Annotated in this window: 20 protein-coding genes and 4 tRNA genes; 1 reads left to right on the top strand and 23 read right to left on the bottom strand. The window is 63.5% G+C overall.

Annotated elements, in window-relative coordinates; all coding sequences use genetic code 11:
- Positions 1 to 8: 8 nt before the first annotated feature.
- The 14 genes from rplW to rplK form a co-directional block, all read right to left on the bottom strand.
- A complete protein-coding gene (gene rplW / locus ACZK33_RS03965; RefSeq protein WP_004145338.1) occupies positions 9 to 308 on the bottom strand; it encodes a 50S ribosomal protein L23 in 300 nt (99 codons plus the stop codon).
- On the bottom strand, positions 305 to 910 hold the full coding sequence (gene rplD / locus ACZK33_RS03960) for a 50S ribosomal protein L4 (RefSeq protein WP_004145337.1): 606 nt from the start codon (positions 908 to 910) through the stop codon (positions 305 to 307). The genes rplW and rplD overlap by 4 nt, the downstream gene beginning before the upstream one ends.
- Before the next feature lie 12 nt (positions 911 to 922).
- Positions 923 to 1,573: a 50S ribosomal protein L3 gene (gene rplC / locus ACZK33_RS03955; RefSeq protein ID WP_279913265.1), complete on the bottom strand. Its 651-nt coding sequence runs from the start codon at positions 1,571 to 1,573 to the stop codon at positions 923 to 925.
- 11 nt (positions 1,574 to 1,584) lie between these two features.
- Positions 1,585 to 1,896: a 30S ribosomal protein S10 gene (gene rpsJ, locus ACZK33_RS03950; protein ID WP_005408208.1), complete on the bottom strand. Its 312-nt coding sequence runs from the start codon at positions 1,894 to 1,896 to the stop codon at positions 1,585 to 1,587.
- Between the two features lie 332 nt (positions 1,897 to 2,228).
- Complete coding sequence (tuf, locus tag ACZK33_RS03945; protein WP_014036096.1) at positions 2,229 to 3,419, bottom strand: elongation factor Tu; 1,191 nt, start codon at positions 3,417 to 3,419, stop codon at positions 2,229 to 2,231.
- Positions 3,420 to 3,471: 52 nt separating this feature from the next.
- Positions 3,472 to 5,613, bottom strand: coding sequence for an elongation factor G (gene fusA / locus ACZK33_RS03940; RefSeq protein WP_005408207.1), 2,142 nt, complete (start codon positions 5,611 to 5,613; stop codon positions 3,472 to 3,474).
- 141 nt (positions 5,614 to 5,754) lie between these two features.
- Positions 5,755 to 6,228 carry a 30S ribosomal protein S7 gene (rpsG, locus tag ACZK33_RS03935; RefSeq protein ID WP_004145321.1) on the bottom strand — a complete coding sequence of 158 codons (474 nt, stop codon included), beginning with the start codon at positions 6,226 to 6,228 and terminating at the stop codon, positions 5,755 to 5,757.
- A 12-nt stretch (positions 6,229 to 6,240) separates the two neighbouring features.
- Complete coding sequence (gene rpsL, locus ACZK33_RS03930; RefSeq protein ID WP_004145320.1) at positions 6,241 to 6,615, bottom strand: 30S ribosomal protein S12; 375 nt, start codon at positions 6,613 to 6,615, stop codon at positions 6,241 to 6,243.
- Positions 6,616 to 6,899: 284 nt separating this feature from the next.
- Positions 6,900 to 11,123, bottom strand: a complete 4,224-nt coding sequence (gene rpoC, locus ACZK33_RS03925; RefSeq protein ID WP_049446767.1) for a DNA-directed RNA polymerase subunit beta' — start codon at positions 11,121 to 11,123, stop codon at positions 6,900 to 6,902.
- Positions 11,124 to 11,212: 89 nt separating this feature from the next.
- The gene (gene rpoB, locus ACZK33_RS03920) at positions 11,213 to 15,367 is read right to left on the bottom strand and encodes a DNA-directed RNA polymerase subunit beta (RefSeq protein WP_049401089.1); all 4,155 of its coding nucleotides are present in this window, start codon (positions 15,365 to 15,367) and stop codon (positions 11,213 to 11,215) included.
- A 328-nt stretch (positions 15,368 to 15,695) separates the two neighbouring features.
- A complete protein-coding gene (gene rplL / locus ACZK33_RS03915) occupies positions 15,696 to 16,064 on the bottom strand; it encodes a 50S ribosomal protein L7/L12 (RefSeq protein WP_010480374.1) in 369 nt (122 codons plus the stop codon).
- A gap of 63 nt (positions 16,065 to 16,127) precedes the next feature.
- On the bottom strand, positions 16,128 to 16,664 hold the full coding sequence (gene rplJ / locus ACZK33_RS03910; protein ID WP_010480377.1) for a 50S ribosomal protein L10: 537 nt from the start codon (positions 16,662 to 16,664) through the stop codon (positions 16,128 to 16,130).
- 386 nt (positions 16,665 to 17,050) lie between these two features.
- Positions 17,051 to 17,749, bottom strand: coding sequence for a 50S ribosomal protein L1 (rplA, locus tag ACZK33_RS03905; protein WP_478454132.1), 699 nt, complete (start codon positions 17,747 to 17,749; stop codon positions 17,051 to 17,053).
- A gap of 4 nt (positions 17,750 to 17,753) precedes the next feature.
- A complete protein-coding gene (gene rplK / locus ACZK33_RS03900; protein ID WP_004145248.1) occupies positions 17,754 to 18,182 on the bottom strand; it encodes a 50S ribosomal protein L11 in 429 nt (142 codons plus the stop codon).
- Between the two features lie 561 nt (positions 18,183 to 18,743).
- Here rplK and ACZK33_RS03895 point away from each other — a divergent pair.
- The gene (locus ACZK33_RS03895) at positions 18,744 to 19,649 is read left to right on the top strand and encodes an IS110 family transposase (RefSeq protein WP_478453963.1); all 906 of its coding nucleotides are present in this window, start codon (positions 18,744 to 18,746) and stop codon (positions 19,647 to 19,649) included.
- 33 nt (positions 19,650 to 19,682) lie between these two features.
- Here the strand turns inward: ACZK33_RS03895 and nusG are convergent, their stop codons facing one another.
- The 9 genes from nusG to ACZK33_RS03850 all read right to left on the bottom strand — a co-directional run bounded on the left by nusG (position 19,683) and on the right by ACZK33_RS03850 (position 24,715).
- Complete coding sequence (gene nusG, locus ACZK33_RS03890; protein ID WP_004154362.1) at positions 19,683 to 20,243, bottom strand: transcription termination/antitermination protein NusG; 561 nt, start codon at positions 20,241 to 20,243, stop codon at positions 19,683 to 19,685.
- Positions 20,244 to 20,253: 10 nt separating this feature from the next.
- Positions 20,254 to 20,667: a preprotein translocase subunit SecE gene (gene secE / locus ACZK33_RS03885; protein ID WP_005408202.1), complete on the bottom strand. Its 414-nt coding sequence runs from the start codon at positions 20,665 to 20,667 to the stop codon at positions 20,254 to 20,256.
- 49 nt (positions 20,668 to 20,716) lie between these two features.
- Positions 20,717 to 20,792 (bottom strand) — tRNA-Trp (locus tag ACZK33_RS03880).
- A gap of 103 nt (positions 20,793 to 20,895) precedes the next feature.
- Positions 20,896 to 22,086, bottom strand: coding sequence for an elongation factor Tu (gene tuf, locus ACZK33_RS03875; protein WP_004154360.1), 1,191 nt, complete (start codon positions 22,084 to 22,086; stop codon positions 20,896 to 20,898).
- 41 nt (positions 22,087 to 22,127) lie between these two features.
- A tRNA-Thr gene (locus ACZK33_RS03870) sits at positions 22,128 to 22,203 on the bottom strand.
- Between the two features lie 49 nt (positions 22,204 to 22,252).
- Positions 22,253 to 22,326: transfer RNA gene (locus ACZK33_RS03865), tRNA-Gly, on the bottom strand.
- Positions 22,327 to 22,350: 24 nt separating this feature from the next.
- Positions 22,351 to 22,436, bottom strand: a tRNA-Tyr gene (locus ACZK33_RS03860).
- 137 nt (positions 22,437 to 22,573) lie between these two features.
- Complete coding sequence (locus ACZK33_RS03855) at positions 22,574 to 23,590, bottom strand: isoaspartyl peptidase/L-asparaginase family protein (RefSeq protein WP_423175674.1); 1,017 nt, start codon at positions 23,588 to 23,590, stop codon at positions 22,574 to 22,576.
- Positions 23,591 to 23,695: 105 nt separating this feature from the next.
- Positions 23,696 to 24,715, bottom strand: a complete 1,020-nt coding sequence (locus ACZK33_RS03850; RefSeq protein ID WP_423175673.1) for a cyanophycinase — start codon at positions 24,713 to 24,715, stop codon at positions 23,696 to 23,698.
- Positions 24,716 to 24,758 lie beyond the last annotated feature (43 nt).

Raw genomic sequence — 24,758 nt, 5'->3', positions numbered from 1 at the left:
GATGTACCTCAGGCCTTGGCCGTTACATCGATCGACTGGCCATCGGCCAGGCGAACGTACGCCTTGCGCCAATCGCCGCGGCGGCCAGCACGGTTACGGAAGGACTTGTTCTTGCCCTTGACGTTGACCACGTTGACGGCTTCGACCTTGACGTCGAACAGCTGCTCAACCGCGGCCTTTACATCGGCCTTGGTGGCTTCGTTCGAAACTTCGAAGACATACTGGTTGGAGAGTTCCTGCAGGCGCGCGGTCTTTTCGGAGACACGCGGGGCACGCAGCACGCTGAAGATTTTTTCGTTGCTGTTCATGCCAGCCACTCCTCGACCTTCTTGACCGCGTCAGCGGTGATGACGACCGTGTCGGCACCCACCAGCGAGACCGGATCCAGACCCTGGACGTCACGCACCTGCACGTACGGCAGATTGCGGGCGGACAGGTACAGGTGCTCGGACGCTTCTTCGGTGACGATCAGCGGGCGCTTGCCCACTTCCAGGCCGGCCAGCTTGGCGATCAGACCCTTCGTGTTGGTCACTTCGACGTCGAAGGACTCCACGATGGTCAGACGGCCCTGACGGTTCAGCTCGGACAGGATCGCGCACATGGCGGCACGGTACTGCTTACGATTGACCTTCTGCTCGAAGCTGCGCGGCTTGGCCGCGAAGGTGACACCGCCGCCGACGAAGATCGGAGCCGTCAGTGCGCCATGACGCGCGCCGCCGCCCTTCTGCTTCTTCGACTTCTTGGTGGTACCAGCCACTTCGGAGCGAGTCTTCTGTGCCTTGGTGCCGGCGCGACCGGCGTTGCGGTAGGCAACGACGACCTGGTGGACCAGATCTTCGCTGAAATCGCGACCGAACACGGCGTCGGAGACCGAGACCTTGTTGTTGCTACCCGTGATAACGAGTTCCATCGTCATCTCTCCTTATGCCTTGCTCGCCGGACGGACGATCACGTCGCCACCCGCCGCGCCCGGAACGGCGCCGCGAACGGCGATCAGACCGCGCTCGACGTCGACCTTGACCACTTCCAGGTTCTGGGTGCTCTGCTGCACCGCGCCCATGTGGCCCGACATCTTCTTGCCCGGGAAAACGCGACCCGGGGTCTGGCGCTGACCCAGCGAACCCGGCGCGCGATGCGACAGCGAGTTACCGTGGGTTGCATCGCCCATACGGAAGTTGTGGCGCTTGATGGTGCCCTGGAAGCCCTTACCCTTGGTGACACCCTGGACGTCGACGATCTGGCCGACTTCGAAGATGTCCGCCTTGACTTCGCCGCCAACGGCGAACTCGCCGAGCTGCGCGTCTTCAACGCGGAATTCCCACAGGCCACGACCCGCTTCCACCTTCGCCTTGGCGAAGTGGCCGGCTTCCGGCTTGTTGACCAGGGCAGCGCGACGCGCGCCGACGGTCACCTGCACGGCGCTGTAGCCGTCGGTTTCGACGGTCTTGATCTGCGCGATGCGGTTCGGGGTTGCTTCGATCAGGGTCACCGGGATGGAGCGGCCATCTTCAGTGAACACGCGGCTCATGCCAGCCTTGCGGCCCACGAAGCCCAACGAATACTTCTTCGTCATGGTCGTAGTCCTCAGGTCAGCTTGATCTGAACGTCGACGCCGGCAGCCAGTTCGAGCTTCATCAGCGCGTCCACGGTCTTGTCATTCGGGTCAACGATATCGAGCACGCGCTTGTGCGTGCGGGTCTCGTACTGGTCACGCGCGTCCTTGTCGACGTGCGGGGAAACGAGAACGGTGTAACGCTCGATCTTGGTCGGCAGCGGGATCGGGCCACGCACTTGCGCGCCGGTCCGCTTTGCCGTTTCAACGATCTCGCTGGCCGAACGGTCGATCAGACGATGATCGAACGCTTTCAGCCGGATCCGGATCTTTTGGTCCGCCATGGCGGTAGGTTCCTTCGTTAAAAGAGCGACAGACAAAGCCTCTGGGTTGCTTTGCCCCATGAAATTCCTGAATACGGACGGCCCGCACTCCTGCAGGCCGCCAAGGTCAATCCATAGACCTCAAAAACGTAGGCAGACCAGTTTCCCGGCCTGCCCAGACGTAGAAGCATAATGGCACGCAAGGCAGCTGTCAACAGTCGCCTGTTGACGCCGCCTGAATGGCATTGACCCTTCCTGGTCCGGGGAACACAAGGCACATCCTGTGCCTGCTTTCCCATTTGATACGCCCCGATGCCCTACCCAGGCAACATCGGGGCGCAGATACTACCAGATTACTCGATGATCTTCGAGACCACGCCGGCGCCGACGGTACGGCCACCTTCGCGGATGGCGAAGCGCAGGCCTTCGTCCATGGCCACCGGGTTGATCAGGGTGACGACCATCTTGACGTTGTCACCCGGCATCACCATTTCGACGCCTTCCGGCAGAGCAGCTGCGCCGGTGATGTCGGTGGTGCGGAAGTAGAACTGCGGACGGTAGCCATTGAAGAACGGGGTGTGACGGCCGCCCTCGTCCTTCGACAGGACGTAGACTTCGCCTTCGAACTTGGTGTGCGGCTTGATCGTGCCCGGCTTGGCCAGGACCTGGCCACGCTCGACGTCGTCACGCTTGGTGCCGCGCAGCAGCAGGCCAGCGTTGTCGCCTGCCTGACCCTGGTCCAGCAGCTTGCGGAACATTTCAACGCCGGTCACGGTGGTCTTCTGCACCGGACGGATGCCGACGATTTCGATTTCGTCGCCGACCTTGATCACGCCACGCTCGATACGGCCAGTCACCACGGTGCCGCGGCCCGAGATCGAGAACACGTCTTCCACCGGCATCAGGAACGGCTTGTCGATCGCGCGCTCCGGCTCCGGAATCCAGCTGTCCAGGGCATCGACCAGCTTCAGGATGGCCGGCACGCCGATGTCGCTCTGGTCGCCTTCCAGCGCCAGGCGGGCCGAACCGGCGATGATCGGGGTGTCGTCGCCCGGGAACTCGTACTTGCTCAGCAGTTCACGCACTTCCATCTCGACCAGCTCGAGCAGCTCTGCGTCGTCAACCATGTCGGCCTTGTTCAGGAACACGACGATGTACGGCACGCCGACCTGACGCGACAGCAGGATGTGCTCGCGGGTCTGCGGCATCGGGCCGTCAGCGGCCGAGCACACCAGGATCGCGCCATCCATCTGGGCGGCACCGGTGATCATGTTCTTGACGTAGTCAGCGTGGCCCGGGCAGTCAACGTGGGCGTAGTGACGGATCGGGGATTCGTATTCGACGTGCGCGGTCGAGATCGTGATACCACGCGCCTTTTCTTCCGGCGCGGCGTCGATCGAGGAGTAATCCTTGAACTCGCCACCGAAGCGCTCGGCACCGATCTTGGTCAGTGCAGCGGTCAGCGTGGTCTTGCCGTGATCGACGTGACCGATGGTGCCGACGTTGACGTGCGGCTTGGTGCGCTCGAACTTACCCTTTGCCATTGTTCTATACCTTGATTGTTCGTAAGTGGTTTCAAGAGAGGCTGAGCGAGGCTCAGCCCTTCTTCATGACGGCTTCGGCGATGTTGGTCGGAGCCGGCTCGTAGTGATCGAATTCCATGGTGAAGGTGGCGCGGCCCTGGGTCTGCGAACGCAGCGCAGTGGCGTAGCCGAACATTTCACCCAGCGGGATCATCGCGTTGATGATCGAAGCGGAGCCGTCACCAGTGGTGTCGGAACCCTGCAGCACGCCGCGACGACGGCTGACGTCGCCCATCACGTCACCCTGGTAATCCTCCGGGGTCACGATCTCGACCTTCATGATCGGCTCCAGCAGCACCGGCTTGGCCTTGGCGAAGCCCTGCTTGAAGGCCATCGACGAAGCCAGCTTGAACGCCATTTCCGAGGAGTCGACGTCGTGGTACGAACCGAACACCAGCTTCACCTTGACGTCCACGACCGGGAAGCCAGCCAGCGGACCGCTGGTGATGGTTTCGCGCAGGCCCTTTTCAACCGACGGAATGAATTCCTTCGGGATCACGCCGCCGGTGATGTCGTTGATGAACAGGAAGTCGTCCTTGATGGCCGGAGCCAGCTTCGGATCGGCACGGTCGGCAGCGGTGATCGGCGACAGTTCGATCACGACGTGACCGTACTGACCCTTACCACCGGACTGCTTGGCGTGCTTGTAGTCCGACTTGACGTCGGCCAGGGTGATGGTTTCGCGGTAGGCCACCTGCGGCGCGCCGACGTTGGCTTCAACGTTGAACTCGCGCTTCAGGCGGTCGACGATGATGTCCAGGTGCAGCTCGCCCATGCCCGAGATGATGGTCTGGCCGGATTCTTCGTCGGTCTTGACGCGGAACGACGGATCTTCCTGCGCCAGACGGCCCAGGGCCAGACCCATCTTTTCCTGGTCCGACTTGGTCTTCGGCTCGACGGCCATCGAGATCACCGGCTCCGGGAACGTCATGCGCTCCAGGATGATCGGGGCGTCCACGGCGCACAGGGTGTCACCGGTGGTGGTGTCCTTCAGGCCCACGGCAGCGGCGATGTCACCGGCCAGAACTTCCTTGATTTCCTCGCGGTTGTTCGAGTGCATCTGCAGGATGCGGCCGATGCGCTCCTTCTTGCCCTTCACCGAGTTCAGCACGGTGTCGCCACCGTTCAGGGTGCCCGAGTAGACACGGAAGAAGGTCAGCGCGCCGACGAACGGGTCGGTGATGATCTTGAAGGCCAGCGACGAGAACGGAGCCTTGTCGTCCGACTTGCGGGTCATTTCGACGGTGTCGTCGTCAACGTCCACGCCCTTCACGTCCGGCACGTCGACCGGCGACGGCAGCAGCTGGATCACGCCGTCCAGCATGGCCTGCACGCCCTTGTTCTTGAAGGCCGAGCCGCAGTACATCGGCACGATCTCGGTGGCCAGGGTGCGGGTACGCAGCGCGTTGATGATTTCAGCCTCGGCCAGCTCTTCGCCGCCCAGGTACTTTTCCATCAGCTCTTCGCTGGCTTCGGCAGCGGTCTCGACCATGAACTGGCGAGCCTCTTCAGCCGGGCCCTGCAGCTCGGCCGGGATTTCACCGTATTCGAACTTCATGCCCTGCGAAGCCTCATCCCAATGGATGGCCTTCATCTTCAGCAGGTCGACGACGCCCTTGAAGTTGTCTTCAGCGCCGATCGGCAGCTGCATCGGCACGGCAACCGCGCCCAGCTTGGCCTTCAGCTGGCCGACGACCTTCTGGAAGTTGGCACCGGTGCGGTCCATCTTGTTGACGAACGCGATGCGCGGCACGTGGTACTTGTTGGCCTGGCGCCACACGGTTTCCGACTGCGGCTGCACGCCACCGACGGCGCACAGGACGAAGACGGCACCGTCGAGCACGCGCAGCGAGCGCTCCACTTCGATGGTGAAGTCGACGTGCCCGGGGGTGTCGATGATGTTGAAGCGGTGCTCCGGCAGGGACTTGTCCATGCCCTTCCAGAACGCGGTGGTGGCAGCGGACTGGATCGTGATGCCACGCTCCTGCTCCTGCTCCATCCAGTCCATGGTGGCGGCGCCGTCGTGCACTTCACCGATCTTGTGGCTCTTGCCGGTGTAGAACAGGATGCGCTCGGACGTGGTGGTCTTGCCGGCATCGATGTGAGCCATGATGCCGAAGTTACGGTAACGCTCGATGGGAGTGGAACGGGCCACGGGAGCCTCTCAGATTTCTTGGATTTCGGATGGCCGAACGCCGCCTTTCGGCGGCCTTCGGATTGGCGCAGTCCTTCTGGGACCGCGAGGCAGCACGCACCGAAGTGGTGCTGCCCTGCCTGTTTTACAAGGCCGTCAAACTCACCAGCGGTAGTGGGCGAATGCCTTGTTGGCTTCGGCCATGCGGTGGGTTTCTTCGCGCTTCTTGATGGCGCCGCCACGATTTTCCGAGGCGTCGATCAGTTCAGCAGCCAGCTTCTTCGGCATGGTGTTCTCACCACGCTTGCGCGCGGAGTCGATCAGCCAGCGCATGGCCAGGGCCATCTTGCGCGACGAACGCACTTCGACCGGCACCTGGTAGGTGGCACCACCGACGCGGCGCGACTTGACTTCGACCGCCGGAGCGACGTTGTCCAGAGCCTTCTGCACCAGTTCAATGGCGTTGGCGCTGCTGTTCTTCTCGGTGATCACGTCCATGGCGCCATACACGATCTTTTCGGCGACGGACTTCTTGCCGCTCTGCATGACCATGTTGATGAAGCGGGCGATGGTTTCGCTTCCGTGCTTCGGATCGGGCAGGACGGAACGCTGCGGAGTATTACCCTTACGCGACATAGTGCTCTCTCCTTATGCCTTCGGACGCTTGGCGCCGTACTTGGAACGGGCCTGGCGACGCTTGGCAACGCCGGCGGCGTCGAGCGAGCCACGAACGGTGTGGTAACGCACACCCGGCAGGTCCTTGACGCGACCGCCGCGGATCAGGACCACGGAGTGCTCCTGCAGGTTGTGGCCTTCACCACCGATGTAGGAAATCACTTCTTCCTGGTTGGTCAGGCGGACCTTGGCAACCTTGCGCAGAGCCGAGTTCGGCTTCTTCGGAGTGGTGGTGTAGACACGGGTGCAGACGCCACGGCGCTGCGGGCACTTGTCGAGCGCCGGCGAGGCACTCTTGTAGGTGGTCGCTTGCCGCGGCTTGCGGACCAGCTGGTTGATCGTCGCCATCAGTAGGTTCTTCTGATTGGTGGCCGGAAAATCCGACCAGAGATGCGGAAATGTTAAAGCAGGCCAAAATTCTGGCCTGCTGAGACAGACGATTGTAGCAACCTGCCAGGAAAGCAGTCAAACGCCTCCTGTCAAGCCCGTTCCTGATCCCGGAACGTTACTGGGGGGCCTCCATGTACCCCGTTCAGGTTGGCCGGGTCGATCGCGGACGATCTCCCCTGCCCTTTCCCAATCCCATCGATGGACCGATGGGGTGGTCCGGCCTAGCGGCCGGACCGGATACCTCATTCTTCGCCCGAGGCCTGTTCAGCTTCGGCTTCAACCACCGGTGCCTCGACCGCAGCCGGGGTGCCGGCCAGGGTCTGCATTTCCGACTCGGTGAGACCGGAAGCGCCGCGACGGCGGTTGCTGTGGTACGCCAGGCCGGTACCGGCCGGAATCAGGCGGCCCACGATGACGTTTTCCTTCAGGCCACGCAGGTTGTCCGAGGTGCCGCGGACGGCCGCTTCGGTCAGCACGCGGGTGGTTTCCTGGAACGACGCGGCCGAGATGAACGATTCGGTCGCCAGCGAGGCCTTGGTGATACCCAGCAGGACCGGATCGAAGTGCGCCGGCAGCTCGTTGCGGGTCGACAGGCGCGCATTCTCCTCGATAACACGCTGACGCTCCACCTGTTCGCCGTTCAGGAACTTGCTGCTGCCCTGGTCGGTGATCTCGACCTTGCGCAGCATCTGGCGGGTGATCACCTCGATGTGCTTGTCGTTGATCTTTACGCCCTGCAGGCGGTACACGTCCTGGATTTCCTTCACCAGGTAGGCCGCCAGCGGTTCGACACCCAGCAGACGCAGGATGTCCTGCGGGCTCGGCTCGCCGTCCACGATGGTTTCACCCTTGGTGACATGCTCGCCTTCGAACACGATGACCTGGCGGTACTTCGGGATCAGCTCTTCGTGCTCCGAACCATCGGTGTCCTTGATGATCAGGCGCTGCTTGCCCTTGGTGTCCTTGCCGAAGCTGATGATGCCCGAACGCTCGGCCAGCACCGCCGGATCCTTCGGCTTGCGCGCTTCGAACAGGTCGGCCACGCGCGGCAGACCACCAGTGATGTCGCGGGTCTTCGACGCTTCCTGCGGGATCTTGGCAACCACGTCACCCACGCCCACCGGGGCGCCATCCTGCAGGTTGACGATCGAACGCGGCGGCAGCAGGTACTGCGCCGGCAGGTCGGTGCCCGGGATCGACAGGTCGTTGCCCTTGGCATCAACGATGCGCACGATCGGGCGCAGGTCCTTGGCCTGGGTACCACGACGCTTCGGATCGGTGATTTCGCGCGAAGCGAGGCCCGTCAGCTCGTCGGTCTTCTCGATGACGGTGATGCCGTCGACGAAGTCGATGAAGCGGATGAAGCCGGCCACTTCCGACACGATCGGGTGGTTATGCGGATCCCAGTTGGCCACGGTCTGGCCAGCCTTGATCGCATCACCGTCCTTGGACGTGATGGTCGCACCGTACGGCAGCTTGTAACGCTCACGCTCACGGCCGTGGGCATCGAGCACCGAGATTTCGCCCGAGCGCGACACTGCCACCAGCGAGCCATTGGCGTGCTCGACCGACTTGAGGTTGCTGAACTTGACCGAGCCGGTGGTCTTGACGGTGATGTTGTCGACCGCAGCAGCTCGCGACGCCGCACCACCGATGTGGAACGTACGCATGGTCAGCTGGGTACCCGGCTCACCGATGGACTGCGCGGCGATGACGCCGACCGCTTCACCGATGTTGACCAGGTGGCCACGGGCCAGGTCGCGGCCGTAGCAGCGCGAGCAGACGCCGAAGGCCGATTCGCAGGAGATGGTCGAGCGGACCTTGATGGTCTGCACGCCGGCATCTTCCAGCTTGGCAACCCAGGCTTCGTCCAGCAGGGTGTTGCGGGTGACGATCGGATCTTCGTCGTTGCCCGGCAGGAACACGTCCTCGGCAACCACGCGACCCAGCACGCGGTCCTTCAGCGGCTCGACCACGTCGCCGCCTTCCACGATCGGGGTCATGATCAGGCCTTCGGTGGTACCGCAATCCACCTCGGTGATCACCACGTCCTGCGCGACGTCGACCAGACGACGGGTCAGGTAACCCGAGTTCGCGGTCTTCAGCGCGGTATCGGCCAGACCCTTACGGGCACCGTGGGTGGAGTTGAAGTACTCCTGCACGTTCAGGCCTTCACGGAAGTTCGCCTTGATGGGCGTCTCGATGATCGAGCCGTCCGGACGCGCCATCAGGCCACGCATACCGGCCAGCTGACGGATCTGCGCCTGCGAACCACGCGCACCGGAGTCGGCCATGATGTACAGCGAGTTCATCGACTTCTGGTCGATGGTCTCACCCTTGGCATTGACGACCTTTTCGGTACCGATGGTGTCCATCATCGCCTTGGCGATGCGCTCGTTGGTGCGCGACCAGATGTCGACCACCTTGTTGTAGCGCTCGCCGGCGGTGACCAGGCCCGACTGGTACTGCTCCTGGATTTCCAGCACTTCGGCTTCGGCCTCGGTGAGGATGCCCTTCTTCTCGTCCGGGATCAGCATGTCATCGATGCCGATGGAGACGCCGGCGCGGGTCGCGTAGGCGAAGCCGGTGTACATCAGCTTGTCGGCGAACACGACCGTGTCCTTCAGGCCCAGCTGGCGGTAGCTGGAGTTGATCAGGCGGCTGATGTTCTTCTTGGTCAGCTCGGTGTTGGCCAGCGCGAACGGCAGGCCTTCCGGCAGGATTTCAGCCAGCAGGGCGCGACCGATCGTGGTGTCCACGATCGAGGTCTTGTTCTGCTTCACACCGTCTTCGTCGGTCACCACCTCGGTGATGCGGACCTTGACGCGCGCGTGCAGTTCCACCACGCGGTTGTCGTAGGCACGCTTCACTTCGGCGATGTTGGCGAAGGCCATGCCCTCGCCCTTCTTGTTTTCCAGCGAGCGGGTCATGTAGTACAGACCCAGCACGACGTCCTGCGACGGCACGATGATCGGCTCGCCGTTGGCCGGCGACAGGATGTTGTTGGTCGACATCATCAGCGCACGCGCTTCCAGCTGGGCTTCCAGCGAGAGCGGCACGTGGACGGCCATCTGGTCACCGTCGAAGTCGGCGTTGAACGCGGTGCAGACCAGCGGGTGCAGCTGGATGGCCTTGCCTTCGATCAGCACCGGCTCGAACGCCTGGATGCCCAGACGGTGCAGGGTCGGCGCACGGTTCAGCATCACCGGATGCTCGCGGATGACCTCTTCCAGGATGTCCCAGACTTCGGCTTCTTCGCGCTCGACCAGCTTCTTGGCGGCCTTGATGGTGGTGGCCAGGCCACGACGCTGCAGCTTGGCGAAGACGAACGGCTTGAACAGCTCCAGCGCCATCTTCTTCGGCAGGCCGCACTGGTGCAGGCGCAGGTACGGACCGACCACGATGACCGAACGGCCCGAGTAGTCGACGCGCTTGCCGAGCAGGTTCTGGCGGAAGCGGCCCTGCTTGCCCTTGATCATGTCGGCCAGCGACTTCAGCGGGCGCTTGTTGGTGCCGGTGATGGCACGGCCACGACGGCCGTTGTCCAGCAGCGCATCGACCGACTCCTGCAGCATGCGCTTTTCATTGCGCACGATGATGTCCGGCGCGCTCAGTTCGAGCAGGCGGCGCAGGCGGTTGTTGCGGTTGATGACGCGGCGGTACAGGTCGTTCAGGTCGGAGGTCGCGAAGCGGCCGCCATCCAGCGGGACCAGCGGACGCAGGTCCGGCGGCAGCACCGGCAGCACGGTCATGACCATCCATTCCGGACGGTTGCCCGATTCCAGGAAGGCTTCGATCAGCTTGATGCGCTTGGTGAGGCGCTTGAGCTTGGTTTCCGAACCGGTAGCGGCGATTTCCTCGCGCAGGCGGGTCATTTCCGACTGCAGGTCGATCGTGCGCAGCAGTTCGTACACGGCCTCGGCGCCCATGGCGGCGTCGAAGTCGTCACCGTGCTCCTGGCGGGCCTGCAGGTACTGTTCCTCGGTCAGCAGCTGGCGGCGCTCCAGGGCGGTCAGGCCCGGCTCGGTCACCACGTAGGCTTCGAAGTACAGCACGCGCTCGATGTCGCGCAGGGTCATGTCCAGCATCAGGCCGATGCGCGACGGCAGCGACTTCAGGAACCAGATGTGCGCGACCGGCGAGGCCAGGTCGATGTGGCCCATGCGCTCGCGGCGCACCTTGGCCAGGGTCACTTCGGTACCGCACTTTTCGCAGACCACGCCGCGGTGCTTCATGCGCTTGTACTTGCCGCACAGGCACTCGTAGTCCTTCACCGGGCCGAAGATGGCGGCACAGAACAGGCCGTCGCGTTCCGGCTTGAAGGTACGGTAGTTGATGGTTTCCGGCTTCTTCACTTCGCCGAAGGACCACGAACGGATCAGGTCCGGCGAAGCCAGCGCGATCTTGATCGCGTCGAAGTCCAGCGTCTGGCGCTGCTGGTTGAAGAGGTTGAGCAGGTCTTTCATGGTGTTCTCCAGAAGGAGGAATGCTGTGTCGATGGGCTTTCAGTTCACTGCCAGCGGCGCGGCGGCGTTGACCGCCGCGCCGGCATGGATCAGTTGTCTTCCAGTTCCATGTTGATGGCCAGCGAGCGGATTTCCTTCACGAGCACGTTGAAGGATTCCGGCATGCCCGCGACCATCTCGTGCTCACCGTCGACGATGTTCTTGTACATCTGGTTGCGGCCCTGCACGTCATCGGACTTCACCGTCAGCATTTCCTGCAGGGTGTAGGCCGCGCCGTAGGCTTCCAGCGCCCAGACTTCCATTTCACCGAAGCGCTGGCCGCCGAACTGCGCCTTGCCGCCCAGCGGCTGCTGGGTGACGAGCGAGTACGGACCGGTCGAACGGGCGTGCATCTTGTCGTCGACCAGGTGGTTCAGCTTCAGGTAGTGCATGTAACCCACGGTGGTGTGGCGATCGAACGCTTCACCGGTGCGGCCGTCGTACAGCTGGGTCTGGCCACTGCTCGGCAGGTCGGCCAGTTCCAGCATGCGCTTGATTTCCGCTTCGGTGGCGCCGTCGAACACCGGGGTGGCCATCGGCACGCCGTCGGTCAGGTTACGGGCCAGACGCAGCAGTTCCTCGTCGCTGAACTGCGACAGGTCGACACGGTTGGCCACGTTGGTGTCGTCGTGGTTGTAGATGTCGTCCAGGAACTTGCGCAGGTCGGCAACCGCCGCCTGGGCTTCCATCATCGCCTGGATCTTGCGGCCCAGGCCCTTGGCAGCCCAGCCCAGATGCACTTCCAGGATCTGGCCGATGTTCATACGCGACGGCACGCCCAGCGGGTTCAGCACGATGTCCACGGTTTCGCCCGAGGCCATGTACGGCATGTCCTCGACCGGCACCACGTTGGAGACCACACCCTTGTTGCCGTGGCGGCCTGCCATCTTGTCGCCCGGCTGGATGCGGCGCTTCACGGCCAGGAACACCTTGACCATCTTCAGCACGCCCGGGGCGAGGTCGTCACCGGCGGTGATCTTGCCGCGCTTGTCGGCGAAGCGACGCTCGAATTCCTTCTCGTGCGCCTGGATCTGCTTCTGGGCGCGCTCGATGGCTTCCGAGGCGTCCTCGTCCTTCATGCGCAGGGCGAACCAGTCAGCCTTCTTCAGGCCGTCCAGGAAGGCGTCGCTGATGACGTCGCCCTTCTTCAGGCCAGCGCCACCGTTGACCACCTTGCCCACGATCTGCGAACGCAGACGCATGTAGATGGCGGCTTCCAGGATGCGGAACTGGTCGTCGAAGTCCTTCTTGACGCGCTTGATTTCAGACTCTTCGATCTGACGGGCGCGCTTGTCCTTCTCGATGCCGTCGCGGGTGAAGACCTGCACGTCGATGACGGTGCCGTCCATGCCCGGCGGCACGCGCAGCGAGCTGTCCTTCACGTCCGACGCCTTCTCGCCGAAGATCGCGCGCAGCAGCTTCTCTTCCGGGGTCAGCTGGCTTTCGCCCTTCGGGGTGACCTTGCCGACCATGATGTCGCCGGCGCGGACTTCGGCACCGATGTACACCACGCCGCTTTCGTCCAGGCGGTTCAGCGCCTGCTCGGAAACGTTCGGGATATCGGCCGAGATTTCCTCCGGCCCCAGCTTGGTGTCACGCGCGACGCAGGTCAGCTCTTCGATGTGGATCGTGGTGTAACGATCCTCTTCCACCACGCGCTCGGAGAGCAGGATGGAGTCTTCGAAGTTGTAGCCGTTCCACGGCATGAACGCGATCAGCATGTTCTGGCCCAGGGCCAGTTCGCCGATGTCGGTGGACGGACCGTCGGCCAGCACGTCGCCGCGGGCGATGACGTCACCCACCTGGACCAGCGGACGCTGGTTGATGCAGGTGTTCTGGTTCGAACGGGTGTACTTGACCAGGTTGTAGATGTCCACGCCTGCGTCGGTGGCGCCAACGATCTCTTCCTCGTTGACCTTGACCACGATGCGGGCCGCGTCGATCTGCACGATCTCGCCACCACGACGGGCGTTCACGGTCACACCGGAGTCACGCGCCACGGCGCGCTCGATGCCGGTACCGACCAGCGGCTTCTGCGCACGCAGGGTCGGCACGGCCTGACGCTGCATGTTGGCGCCCATCAGTGCGCGGTTGGCGTCATCGTGCTCCAGGAACGGAACCAGCGCGGCCGCGATCGACACGGTCTGCATCGGCGAGACGTCCATGAAGTGGACTTCCGCCGGCGGCTTCAGCAGCGACTCGCCCTGGAAGCGGCACGGAACGAACTGCTCGGTCAGCACGCTGTCGGCATTGGTCAGGGCGTTGGCCTGCGCAATGACGTACTCGTTTTCTTCGATGGCCGACAGGAACTCGACTTCGTCATAGACCTTGCCGTCCACGACCTTGCGGTACGGGGTCTCGAGGAAACCGTACTGGTTGGTGCGGGCGTACACGGCCAGCGAGTTGATCAGGCCGATGTTCGGGCCTTCCGGGGTTTCGATGGTGCAGACGCGGCCGTAATGGGTCGGGTGCACGTCGCGCACTTCGAAGCCGGCGCGCTCACGGGTCAGGCCGCCCGGGCCCAGGGCCGAGACGCGACGCTTGTGGGTCACTTCCGACAGCGGGTTGTTCTGGTCCATGAACTGCGACAGCTGCGAGGAGCCGAAGAACTCCTTGATGGCAGCGGCGACCGGCTTGGCGTTGATCAGCTCCTGCGGGGTCAGGCCTTCCGACTCGGCCATCGACAGGCGCTCCTTGACCGCGCGCTCGACGCGGACCAGGCCCACGCGGAACACGTTCTCGGCCATTTCGCCGACCGAACGCACGCGACGGTTGCCCAGGTGATCGATGTCATCGACCACGCCGCGACCGTTGCGGATCTCGGTCAGGACCTTGATCACGTCCAGGATGTCGGAGCTGTCGCCATGGGCGGCAACCAGGCGCTTGGACTCTTCGTCGTTGCGCTCACCGTAGTACTTGCGGTCGTACAGCACGGCTTCGCCGGTGGTTTCCTTGCGGCCCACGCGACGGTTGAACTTCATGCGGCCGACCGCGGACAGGTCGTAGCGCTCGAAGGTGAAGAACAGGTTGTGGAACAGGTTCTGCGCGGCATCCTTGGTCGGCGGCTCGCCCGGACGCATCATGCGGTAGATCTCGACCAGGGCTTCCAGCTGGGTCTTGGTCGGGTCGATGCGCAGGGTGTTGGACAGGTACGGGCCACGATCCAGATCGTTCACCCACAGGGTGCCCACGGCATCCACACCGGCCTTGCGGAAGGCCTGCAGCTGCTCGTCGGTGATCTCGTCATTGGCCTGGGCCAGCAGTTCGCCGGTCGAAGCATCGACCACGTCGTGCGACAGGATGCGGCCGACGATGTAGTCGTCCGGCACGGCCAGGGCGGCGATGCCCGAGGCTTCCAGCTGCTTGATGTGGCGCGCGGTGATGCGCTTGCCGGCTTCCACGATGACCTTGTCGCCGTCGGCGAGGTCGAAGCCCAGGGTTTCGCCACGCAGGCGCTCCGGCACCAGCTCCAGCTGGACGCCTTCATCCGGGTTGATGTGGAAGGTGTTGATCTCGAAGAACTCGGCCAGCATCTCTTCGTTGCTGTAGCCGAGCGCGCGCAGCAGGATCGACACCGGCAGCTTGCGGCGGCGGTCGATACGGGTGAACAGCGCGTCCTTCGGGTCGAACTCGAAGTCCAGCCAGGAACCGCGGTAAGGAATGATGCGGGCGCTGTACAGCAGCTTGCCCGAGCTGTGGGTCTTGCCACGGTCGTGGTCGAAGAATACGCCCGGCGAACGGTGCAGCTGCGAGACGATGACGCGCTCGGTGCCGTTGACGATGAAGGTGCCGTTCTCGGTCATCAGCGGGATTTCGCCCAGATAGACCTCCTGCTCCTTCACGTACTTGATGGCCTTGGTCGACGACTCACGGTCGTAGATCACCAGGCGCACGGTCACGCGCAGCGGGGCGCCGTAGCTCATGCCACGCTGGCGGCACTCACGCTCGTCGAAGACCGGTTCGCCCAGCTTGTAGCCGACGTATTCCAGGGCAGCATTGCCGCTGTAGCTGGCGATCGGGAAGACCGACTTCAGCGCAGCGTGCAGGCCGTGGTCCGTGCGCTTGGCCGGATCGACGTTTTCCTGCAGGAATTCACGATAGGAATCCACCTGGATGGCGAGCAGGAACGGCACTTCGAGAATCGAGCGCTGCTTGCCGAAATCCTTGCGGATACGCTTTTTTTCGGTGAACGAATAGGACGTCATGAGGTCTTCCACCTTGTTGTGCGGATCGTGCGCCCACGATCCGAAGGGAACTTGAAATTGTCAGTTGGAAGTCGCTGGTATTGCCGGCACCAGCACGCCTTCTCCCGCTACTTCCAACTGCCAACTCGTCTGCATCCACTCCCCCGCTGCCGCGCTCTGCGCTGGCCTGCCGGGGTCTGACCGCAGCCCGTGTTGGGCTTTTTCTGCTTTTGAAACAGTCGACCAACAGTCGACCCTACCGGTACTGCAACAACGACCAAAGGCCGGGGGCTTACGCCCCCAGCCTTGGCTGCATCGCCGTGAATCGGTGACGATGCAAGGTAACTGCTTACTTGACTTCGACAGTCGCGCCAGCAGCTTCCAGGTCCTTCTTCATCTTCTCGGCGTCGTCCTTCGAAGCGCCTTCCTTCAGGACGCCACCGGCTTCGGCCAGGTCCTTCGCTTCCTTCAGGCCCAGGCCGGTGATGGCGCGGACGGCCTTGATGACTTCGACCTTCTTGTCGCCGGCCGACTTCAGGGTGACGGTGAACTCGGTCTGCTCTTCAACAGCAGCGGCCGGGCCAGCAGCAGCAGCCACGGCAACCGGAGCAGCGGCGGAGACGCCGAACTTCTCTTCGATGGCCTTGACCAGCTCCATCACTTCCATCAGGGACTTCTCGGCGATGGCGTCGACGATCTGTTCGTTGGTAAGGGACATGATTAATACCTTTGGATGATTTTCTGGGTTGAGGTTCCGTCAGGAACCACGGTAAGTCGAAACTCAGGCGGTCTCGGCGGCCGGCTCGGCAGCGTCGGCGGCGACGTCGCCACCACCCTGCTTCTCGCCAACGGCCTTGATGGCGCGGGCAAACATCGTGACCGGCTCGGTCAGGACGCGGGCCAGCATGGCCAGGGCCTGGTCGCGGGTCGGCAGCGAGGCCAGCACTTCGACGTGGCTTGCCGGGAACACTTCGCCACCGATGGCGACGACCTTAGCCTTCAGCTTGTCGTTGCCCTTGGCGGCTTCCTTGATCAGGCGACCGGCAGCGCCGGGCTCCTCGAGCGAGAACGCGTACAGCAGCGGACCAACCATCTGGTCCTGGGCGACTGCGAACTCGGTGCCTTCAACGGCGCGCGAAGCCAGGGTGTTCTTGACAACCTTCAAGAAAACACCGGTTTCACGAGCCTGCTTGCGCATCGCGGTCATCTGGGCGACCGTGGTGCCAGCGTATTCGGCTGCGATCAAGGAGTGGGCCTTGGCGGCGACGTCTGCCAGCTCGGCGACTACTTCTTGCTTCTGGGACAGATTGAGAGCCATTGCACTCCTCCTATTGAACTCCGCTTACGGCTCCTGCCGTGTGCGGTCCTGTGCGGCATCCGTCCTGGACGCCGGGAACATCGGGATGATGTTCCGGGGGTGGGCCGTTCTAGACCTGGAGTGGGCCAACCTGGGAAACCCAGACGTGCGTGAACCAGAAAAACTCCAGAAGGGCACCATCTACGCAGGGTGATTCCGGGGAATCGATTAAGCGCTCATGACTGCTCCGGCGGCGACTCCTTGCCAGATCGAGCTTCCGTGCCCGTCGCCGGTATTGCCACGACCGCGCCTGCGGTCTTTGACGGCTACCGCGGGCGATGTACGGCCAGCGATGCCTTCAAATGTCACGGTCACGGCACCGAAGGTACCGTGACCGCTTGAAACAATTACTTCAGGGTCAGCGACGACTGGTCGACGGTGACGCCCGGGCCCATCGTCGAGCTGACCGAAACCTTCTGCAGGTAGGTGCCCTTCGAGGTGGCCGGCTTGGCCTTGATCAGGTCCAGCAGCAGCGCGGTCAGGTTCGACTTCAGCGCGTCTTCGGCGAAGTCGGCCTTGCCGATGGTGCAGTGGATGATGCCAGCCTTGTCGGTGCGGTAACGGACCTGACCCGACTTGGCGTTCTTCACGGCTTCACCCGGGTTCGGGGAAACGGTGCCGACCTTCGGGTTCGGCATCAGGCCGCGCGGGCCCAGCACGGTGCCCAGCTTACCGACGACGCGCATGGCGTCCGGGGTCGCGATGACGACGTCGTAGTTCAGATCGCCGGCCTGCATCTTCTCGGCCAGATCATCCATACCGACGGCTTCGGCGCCAGCGGCCAGGGCTTCGTCAGCCTTGGCACCGGCCGGAGCGAACACGGCGACGCGGACCGACTTGCCGGTACCGGCCGGCAGCACGGTGGAGCCACGGACCTGCTGGTCGGACTTCTTCGCATCGACGCCCAGGCGCACAGCGACGTCGATCGACTCGACGAACTTGGCCTTGGTGGCGCTCTTCAGGATGTTGATCGCGTCCTCGAAGGCGGATGCCTTGCCCGGAACGACGGCGGCCTTGATGGCCTTCTCACGCTTGGTCTGTGCCATCTTATTAACCCTCCACCACGAGGCCCATGGAACGGGCAGAGCCAGCGATGGTACGCACGGCGGCGTCCAGATCGGCGGCAGTCAGATCCGGTTCCTTCGCCTTGGCGATCTCTTCCAGCTGCTTACGGGTGACCTTGCCGACCTTCTCGGTGTTCGGGCGCTTGGAGCCCGACGAGATGCCAGCGGCCTTCTTCAGCAGAGTGGTGGCCGGGGTGCTCTTGGTGATGAAGGTGAACGTACGGTCCGAGTAGGCCGTGATGATCACCGGAACCGGCAGACCCGGCTCGAGCTTCTGCGTGGCAGCGTTGAACGCCTTGCAGAATTCCATGATGTTCAGACCGCGCTGACCCAGCGCAGGACCGACCGGCGGCGAGGGGTTGGCCTGACCGGCCTTCACCTGCAGCTTGATGTAACCGACAACTTTCTTTGCCATGTGAGTACTCTCCGGGTGCTAGCGCCTTTCGACAACAGGCTCCCCATCGGACCGGGAATCACGCGTCCCGGCATCGCGTTTTGAAATCATGCTGAAGGCCACCTTGCGGCGGCCTCGTCCTGCTGGCTTCCCAGCGGGGAGCCGCGCACTATATCAGGTTTTTTCTTCACATGCCTGAAGCGGCACATAAACGGACGAAACCGGGCAGAGCCCGGTTCCCCTTGTAGAGTCGAGCCATGCTCGACTGCACCGCCATCCGGAGCCTGGAGTCGAGCAAGCTTGTATGTTCCTCCCGGCTCCTACGCGGTATGTAGGAGCCAGGGTGGAGGGACCGTCAAGCATGCATCTGCGGATACTAGCCGACAGACGAGTCGAGCGATCCCCATCCCGCACACGAACGTCGATAAAGGATCGTACGGCCCCCAAAGGGGATCGTCGATGTAGGCAAGCTAACGTCGGTGCGGTACCACCCCAGCCCCTTAAAGATAGCTGGGAGCCGTACAAATGTCTGATTCTCTCGATATTGGCGTGGACGTGGACTCCAAGGAGTTCGTACCGGCAGTGGCCGACCGCAAGGCCGGCGACAGGATCGCCAACACCCGGGCCGGCATAGCCCAGTGGCTCAACACCTTGCCCCAGCGATGCCGGATTGGCATGGAGGCGACGGGGCGGTACTACGAGTTGTTGGCTCGGATGGCTGGCCAGGCAGGCCACGTTGTCTATGTGATCAATCCACGTCTGATCAAGCACTACGGCCGGGCGACGGGCTCGCGTGGCAAGACGGACGCCATGGACGCCGAAGCGATCGCCCGATACGTGAAGAAGGAGAACGATCGCCTGCGTGAATACGTACCGCGTACCGATGAGCAGCAGCAGATGCACGATTTGCTGCGCAAGCGGCAGACGCTGGTAAAGACACGCGCGCGGCTGGAGCAATCCTTCGGGGTAAGCAAAAGTGCCCCCGGGGAGCTGTCAGATCTGTTCTGCGCTCTGGCTGGGACGCTGTCCGAGCTGGAAAGCGAACTGCAGCGCTTGGGTCGCGATGGAGAGCATGGCACGCTCTACAAGCGCCTGTTGACCATCCCTGGTATCGGCCCCGCTGTCGCCGCTCACCTGATCTACTACATGACGCGCTGGCCGTTGGCCAACGCCAACGCGTGGATCGCCTGCACGGGCCTGGATCCCCGGCCCAACGAGTCTGGCGGCAGAACGGGACGGCGTCGGCTGTCCAAACAGGGCGCGCCAGTGCTGCGCCAGATGCTCTACATGGCCGCCATGGGGCTCAAGCGGTGTCGTCGGGGGCAACCGCTCTACGACGAGCTGTCAAAACGCGGTCACCCCAGCACCGCCGTCTTCAACATCCTGGCCAGAAAGCTGGCCAGGATCGCCTGGGGTGTCTTCAAAAGCGGCCGGGACTTCGATCCGGCCATGCTGAAGGTGGGTCAAGCCTGCTTCCAGCAGGCTTGACCACGAACATAGGATCTCGACTCTACCGACAGGTCAGACGGCCTTTTCGACCTGGCCGAACTCGAGTTCGACCGGAGTGGCACGACCGAAGATCAGCACCGAGACGCGCAGACGGCTCTTCTCGTAGTTGACTTCTTCGACGACGCCATTGAAATCGTTGAACGGGCCGTCGGTAACGCGGACCATCTGGCCCGGCTCGAACAGCACCTTCGGACGCGGCTTCTCGACACCTTCCTGAACGCGATTCAGGATGGCTTCGGCCTCGGAATCGGCGATCGGCAGCGGACGGTCGGCGGTGCCGCCGATGAAGCCCATCACGCGCGGGGTTTCCTTGACCAGGTGCCAGCTTTCGTTGTCGATGCGCGGAATACCGGCTTCTTCGTGGGTCTCGATCTGGACCAGCACGTAACCCGGGAAGAACTTGCGCTCGGAGCGGCGCTTCTGGCCAGCGCGCATCTCGACCACTTCTTCGGTCGGGACCAGGACATCGCCGAAGCGCTCTTCCATGCCGTCACGGACGATGCGATCGCGCAGAGCCTGCGCCACCGACTTCTCGAAGCCCGAATAGGCGTGAACGACGTACCAACGCTTCATGCAATTCTCCTTAGCGGCTCAGGAACAACTGAACCAGCCACTGAATGACGTAATCGAACCCACCCAGCAACAGACTGAGAATGGTCACCACCACCATCACGACCCAGGTCATGCGGATGGCTTCCTGGCGCGTCGGCCAGACCACCTTGCGCAGTTCGAAGCGCGACTCGGAGAGGAATTCGCGGGTGTCGCGCCCCTTGCCGGTCAGCATGAACACGCCGATACCGCCAACCAGACCGACCACAACCGCCAACGCACGCAGCTGACCCGCCCACGCACCCAGCTGGGTGGCGCGACCGGAGTCGGCGGAGAACCAGAACCAGACGAACAGACCGGCCAGCACCAGCAGCGATGCGGCGACGTACTTGACGATATCCCCGCCGTTGGCGGAGTTGTCCTTGGAGTGTTCGATCTTGCTATTCATCCGGCTGTGTCTGCTTTAGCGGCCCAGGCCGCTGGATAAGGTGGGCAGATGGCACGCCAGGAGGGACTCGAACCCCCAACCTGCGGTTTTGGAGACCGCTGCTCTGCCAATTGAGCTACTGGCGTACGTGTTGAAACTTGCCTTCCCTTAGACGGCGAAGGCGGACCGAGGTTCCCGGCCCGCCATTCGCGTAACCGGCGGCGCTATGCAACCACCGGTACTGCAGGCTTACTCGATGATCTTCGAGACCACGCCGGCGCCGACGGTACGGCCGCCTTCGCGGATGGCGAAGCGCAGGCCTTCGTCCATTGCCACCGGGTTGATCAGGGTGACGACCATCTTGACGTTGTCACCCGGCATCACCATTTCGACGCCTTCCGGCAGAGCAGCTGCGCCGGTGATGTCGGTGGTGCGGAAGTAGAACTGCGGACGGTAGCCGTTGAAGAACGGGGTGTGACGGCCGCCCTCGTCCTTCGACAGGACGTAGACTTCGCCTTCGAACTTGGTGTGCGGCTTGATCGAGCCCGGCTTGGCCAGAACCTGGCCACGCTCGACGTCGTCACGCTTGGTGCCGCGCAGCAGCAGGCCAGCGTTGTCGCCTGCCTGACCCTGGTCCAGCAGCTTGCGGAACATTTCAACGCCGGTCACGGTGGTCTTCTGCACCGGACGGATGCCGACGATTTCGATTTCGTCGCCAACCTTGATCACGCCGCGCTCGATACGACCGGTCACCACGGTGCCGCGGCCCGAGATCGAGAACACGTCTTCCACCGGCATCAGGAACGGCTTGTCGATCGCGCGCTCCGGCTCCGGAATCCAGCTGTCCAGGGCATCGACCAGCTTCAGGATGGCCGGCACGCCGATGTCGCTCTGGTCGCCTTCCAGCGCCAGACGGGCCGAACCGGCGATGATCGGGGTGTCGTCGCCCGGGAAGTCGTACTTGCTCAGCAGCTCGCGCACTTCCATCTCGACCAGCTCGAGCAGCTCGGCGTCGTCAACCATGTCGGCCTTGTTCAGGAACACGACGATGTACGGCACGCCGACCTGACGCGACAGCAGGATGTGCTCGCGGGTCTGCGGCATCGGGCCGTCAGCGGCCGAGCACACCAGGATCGCGCCGTCCATCTGGGCGGCACCGGTGATCATGTTCTTGACGTAGTCAGCATGGCCCGGGCAATCGACGTGGGCGTAGTGACGGACCGGGGATTCGTATTCGACGTGCGCGGTCGAGATCGTGATACCACGCGCCTTTTCTTCCGGCGCGGCGTCGATCGAGGAGTAGTCCTTGAACTCGCCACCGAAGCGCTCGGCACCGATCTTGGTCAGTGCGGCGGTCAGCGTGGTCTTGCCGTGGTCGACGTGACCGATGGTGCCGACATTGACGTGCGGCTTGGTGCGCTCGAACTTACCCTTGGCCATGGCTGCTTATCTCGAATTCGTCTGAGAGGTGATGCTTAAGATGGTGCTCACGAAAGGAATCGAACCTTCGACCTCTTCCTTACCAAGGAAGTGCTCTACCGACTGAGCTACGTGAGCCGAGTTTTGCATTATGACATGAACTCGATAATATTCAAAGTTCATTCAATGGAGCGGGAGACGGGAATCGAACCCGCACCATCAGCTTGGAAGGCTGAGGTTCTACCATTGAACTACTCCCGCGCCGGGAATGTCACAACGTGAAACTGGTGGAGGGAGGTGGATTCGAACCACCGAAGGCGTAAGCCAGCAGATTTACAGTCTGCCCCCGTTGGCCGCTTGGGTATCCCTCCTTACCACCCCATTCCGTTGCCGCCGAAGCGTTGCGGTGTGTGGTGGTGAGCCGCTTATTCTGCTGATGGGACGGGGGGCTGTCAACGCTTTTTTCCACTTTTTTCACACGCTGTCGCAAACCCATTGATACGCAAGGTTATTGCCCCGGGACCGCAAGGGTCTCGTTGGCGAAAATTGCGACATGAGGGACGCCGTCGCCGCCGATCCAGCCCCGATACATGCCCTGGGTGTTGAATGGCGTGGCCATTTTTCCGTCTGCAGCGAGCACGATCGCACCGCCGTCACCCCCCATCTGCGGAATCGTCTCGTTGATCACGCCCTTGCCGGCCTGTTCCGGCGTCTGCCCCTGGTAGCGCATGCGTGCGCAGATCTCGTGCGCGGCCGCGGTGCGGATGTAGTACTCGCCCCAGCCGGTGCCGGACACCGCACAGCGCGCATCGGCCCAGGTGCCTGCACCGATGATCGGCGAGTCACCCACCCGGCCATAGCGCTTGTTGGTCATGCCACCAGTGGAGGTACCGGCGGCCAGGTGCCCCTGCGCATCCAATGCGACCGCACCGACGGTCCCGAAGTGCTTTGCAGTCTCCAGGTCGGCATGCGCCTGGCCACTGGCCTCTTCCTTCAGTGCACGCTGCAGCTGCTGCCAACGCTTCTCCGTACGGAAGTAGGAGGGATCGGCCAGAGACATCCCCTGCTCGACCGCGAAGGCTTCGGCGCCCTGCCCCACCATCATCACGTGCCTGGATTTCTGCATCACGGTCTGCGCCAGCAGGATCGGGTTGCGCACCCGCTGCACGCCGGCCACCGCGCCCGCCGCCTGGGTGGCCCCGTCCATCACTGCGGCATCCAGCTCGTTGTGGCCGTCATGGGTGAACACCGCGCCCTTGCCGGCGTTGAAGGTGGGATCGTCCTCCAGGACGGTGATCGCAGCGGTGACTGCAGCCAACGCGGGGCGACCCGCCGCCAGCTCCGCATGCCCCTTCAACAGGGCCGCCCGCAGCGCGTCACGTGCGGCCTTTTCCTCGGCCGGCGACAGGTCCTTGCGCTCGACGCCGGCGCCGCCGTGGATGACCAGCAGCGGTGAAGCCGCCGGTGCGGCCTGGGCAAGCATGGGCAGGGACAACAGTGCGGACAGCGCCAGGCGCAGTTTCATCGGGTACGTCTCCAGCAGAACGAGGGAATGGATTGCGGGGTAGTGCCGGCCGCTGGCCGGCAAGGGGCGCATCAGGGAAGGCGAGTTGCCGGCCAGCGGCCGGCACTACCGAAGCGTGAACTCAATCTCGCCGTCGCTGACGTCGGCCATCGCCTGGTAATCGGCCTCGGCCTGGAAATCGTCCAGGCGCATGCGGCTGCCGCTGGCGACCACCGTTACCGGCACCGCGTGGAAGCGCAGCGGCTCGCCCTCGACCAGACGGTCGGCATCGCGGCCGGGGCTGACCACCCAGACCTTGCCTTCGCCGTCGGCGCTGTAGACCTGTGCCTGGCCATCGGGCTCCACGCACAGGGCGGTGTCCTCGTCGACGCCGATGCCGACGATGTCGGGGTCGCCACTGTCCTGCGCGGCGCGCGCCACGAACACGATCAGGCGGCCAAGCCGATCGCGCTTGTCGAAGTGGGTGTCGGTGACCACGCGCTGCAGGTAGGGCATCTGCAGGAAGCCACTGTCCATGGTCACCGCACTGCCCATCGGGTCGGCCAGCGCACCGGCGGAGGTGATGCTGCCGCCGTCCATCGCGCCGTAGGCATAGCCACCGAGGATGGCCAGCCCGGCGCTGGTACCGGCAATCGGCTTGCCGGCGCGCACATGGGCATTGAGCGCGCGGTTGAGCGCGGTGCCCTTCCAGAAGCGGATGTAGCGCGACTGGTCACCACCGGCAATGAAGATGGCATCGGCCGCAGCCACCACGCGCAGCACGGCCGGATCGTCGGCGCCGCGGCGGCTGTCGAAGACCAGCGTCTGCACCGCGGTGGTCCCGCCAATCTCGCGATACAGGCGGTCCTGCAGCTCGTCACTGCCAGATGCGCGCAGGATCAGCACGCGGCCGTTGCCGGCCTGCTTCAGCCACCAGTGAAAGGCCTCCGGCACCCATTCGCCACCGCCCATCAGCATCATGGCCGGCGCGCGCGGGCCGGGCCGGGGTGCGTCGAGATCCCCGGCTTCGTAGTAGGCGAAGCCCGGGCCCTGCAGGTCCTGCGCAAGGGCGGCCAACGGCACGGCCAACAGCAGCAGCGTCAGCCAGGCGAAGGGGGCGCGCAGGGTGCAATGGAGGCGTCGCATCTTGATCTCCCTGAACAAAATCGACTTGCAAGCGTTTTCACTC

The sequence above is a fragment of the Stenotrophomonas sp. 86156_Sma genome (assembly GCF_056481625.1).
The sequence above is the reverse complement of the archived record's forward strand: the minus strand, read 5'-3'. Positions and strand labels throughout refer to the sequence as shown.

What these genes read in the sequence shown, in the direction of transcription:
- rplW (WP_004145338.1), bottom strand. Translation starts at nt 308, where the DNA reads ATGAACAGCAACGAAAAAATCTTCAGCGTGCTGCGTGCCCCGCGTGTC.
- rplD (WP_004145337.1), bottom strand. Translation starts at nt 910, where the DNA reads ATGGAACTCGTTATCACGGGTAGCAACAACAAGGTCTCGGTCTCCGAC.
- rplC (WP_279913265.1), bottom strand. Translation starts at nt 1,573, where the DNA reads ATGACGAAGAAGTATTCGTTGGGCTTCGTGGGCCGCAAGGCTGGCATG.
- rpsJ (WP_005408208.1), bottom strand. Translation starts at nt 1,896, where the DNA reads ATGGCGGACCAAAAGATCCGGATCCGGCTGAAAGCGTTCGATCATCGT.
- tuf (WP_014036096.1), bottom strand. Translation starts at nt 3,419, where the DNA reads ATGGCAAAGGGTAAGTTCGAGCGCACCAAGCCGCACGTCAACGTCGGC.
- rpsG (WP_004145321.1), bottom strand. Translation starts at nt 6,228, where the DNA reads ATGTCGCGTAAGGGTAATACTCCGCAGCGTTCCGTCCTGCCCGATCCG.
- rpsL (WP_004145320.1), bottom strand. Translation starts at nt 6,615, where the DNA reads ATGGCGACGATCAACCAGCTGGTCCGCAAGCCGCGGCAAGCGACCACC.
- rpoC (WP_049446767.1), bottom strand. Translation starts at nt 11,123, where the DNA reads ATGAAAGACCTGCTCAACCTCTTCAACCAGCAGCGCCAGACGCTGGAC.
- rpoB (WP_049401089.1), bottom strand. Translation starts at nt 15,367, where the DNA reads ATGACGTCCTATTCGTTCACCGAAAAAAAGCGTATCCGCAAGGATTTC.
- rplL (WP_010480374.1), bottom strand. Translation starts at nt 16,064, where the DNA reads ATGTCCCTTACCAACGAACAGATCGTCGACGCCATCGCCGAGAAGTCC.
- rplJ (WP_010480377.1), bottom strand. Translation starts at nt 16,664, where the DNA reads ATGGCTCTCAATCTGTCCCAGAAGCAAGAAGTAGTCGCCGAGCTGGCA.
- rplA (WP_478454132.1), bottom strand. Translation starts at nt 17,749, where the DNA reads ATGGCACAGACCAAGCGTGAGAAGGCCATCAAGGCCGCCGTCGTTCCG.
- rplK (WP_004145248.1), bottom strand. Translation starts at nt 18,182, where the DNA reads ATGGCAAAGAAAGTTGTCGGTTACATCAAGCTGCAGGTGAAGGCCGGT.
- nusG (WP_004154362.1), bottom strand. Translation starts at nt 20,243, where the DNA reads ATGAAGCGTTGGTACGTCGTTCACGCCTATTCGGGCTTCGAGAAGTCG.
- secE (WP_005408202.1), bottom strand. Translation starts at nt 20,667, where the DNA reads ATGAATAGCAAGATCGAACACTCCAAGGACAACTCCGCCAACGGCGGG.
- tuf (WP_004154360.1), bottom strand. Translation starts at nt 22,086, where the DNA reads ATGGCCAAGGGTAAGTTCGAGCGCACCAAGCCGCACGTCAATGTCGGC.
- ACZK33_RS03855 (WP_423175674.1), bottom strand. Translation starts at nt 23,590, where the DNA reads ATGAAACTGCGCCTGGCGCTGTCCGCACTGTTGTCCCTGCCCATGCTT.
- ACZK33_RS03850 (WP_423175673.1), bottom strand. Translation starts at nt 24,715, where the DNA reads ATGCGACGCCTCCATTGCACCCTGCGCGCCCCCTTCGCCTGGCTGACG.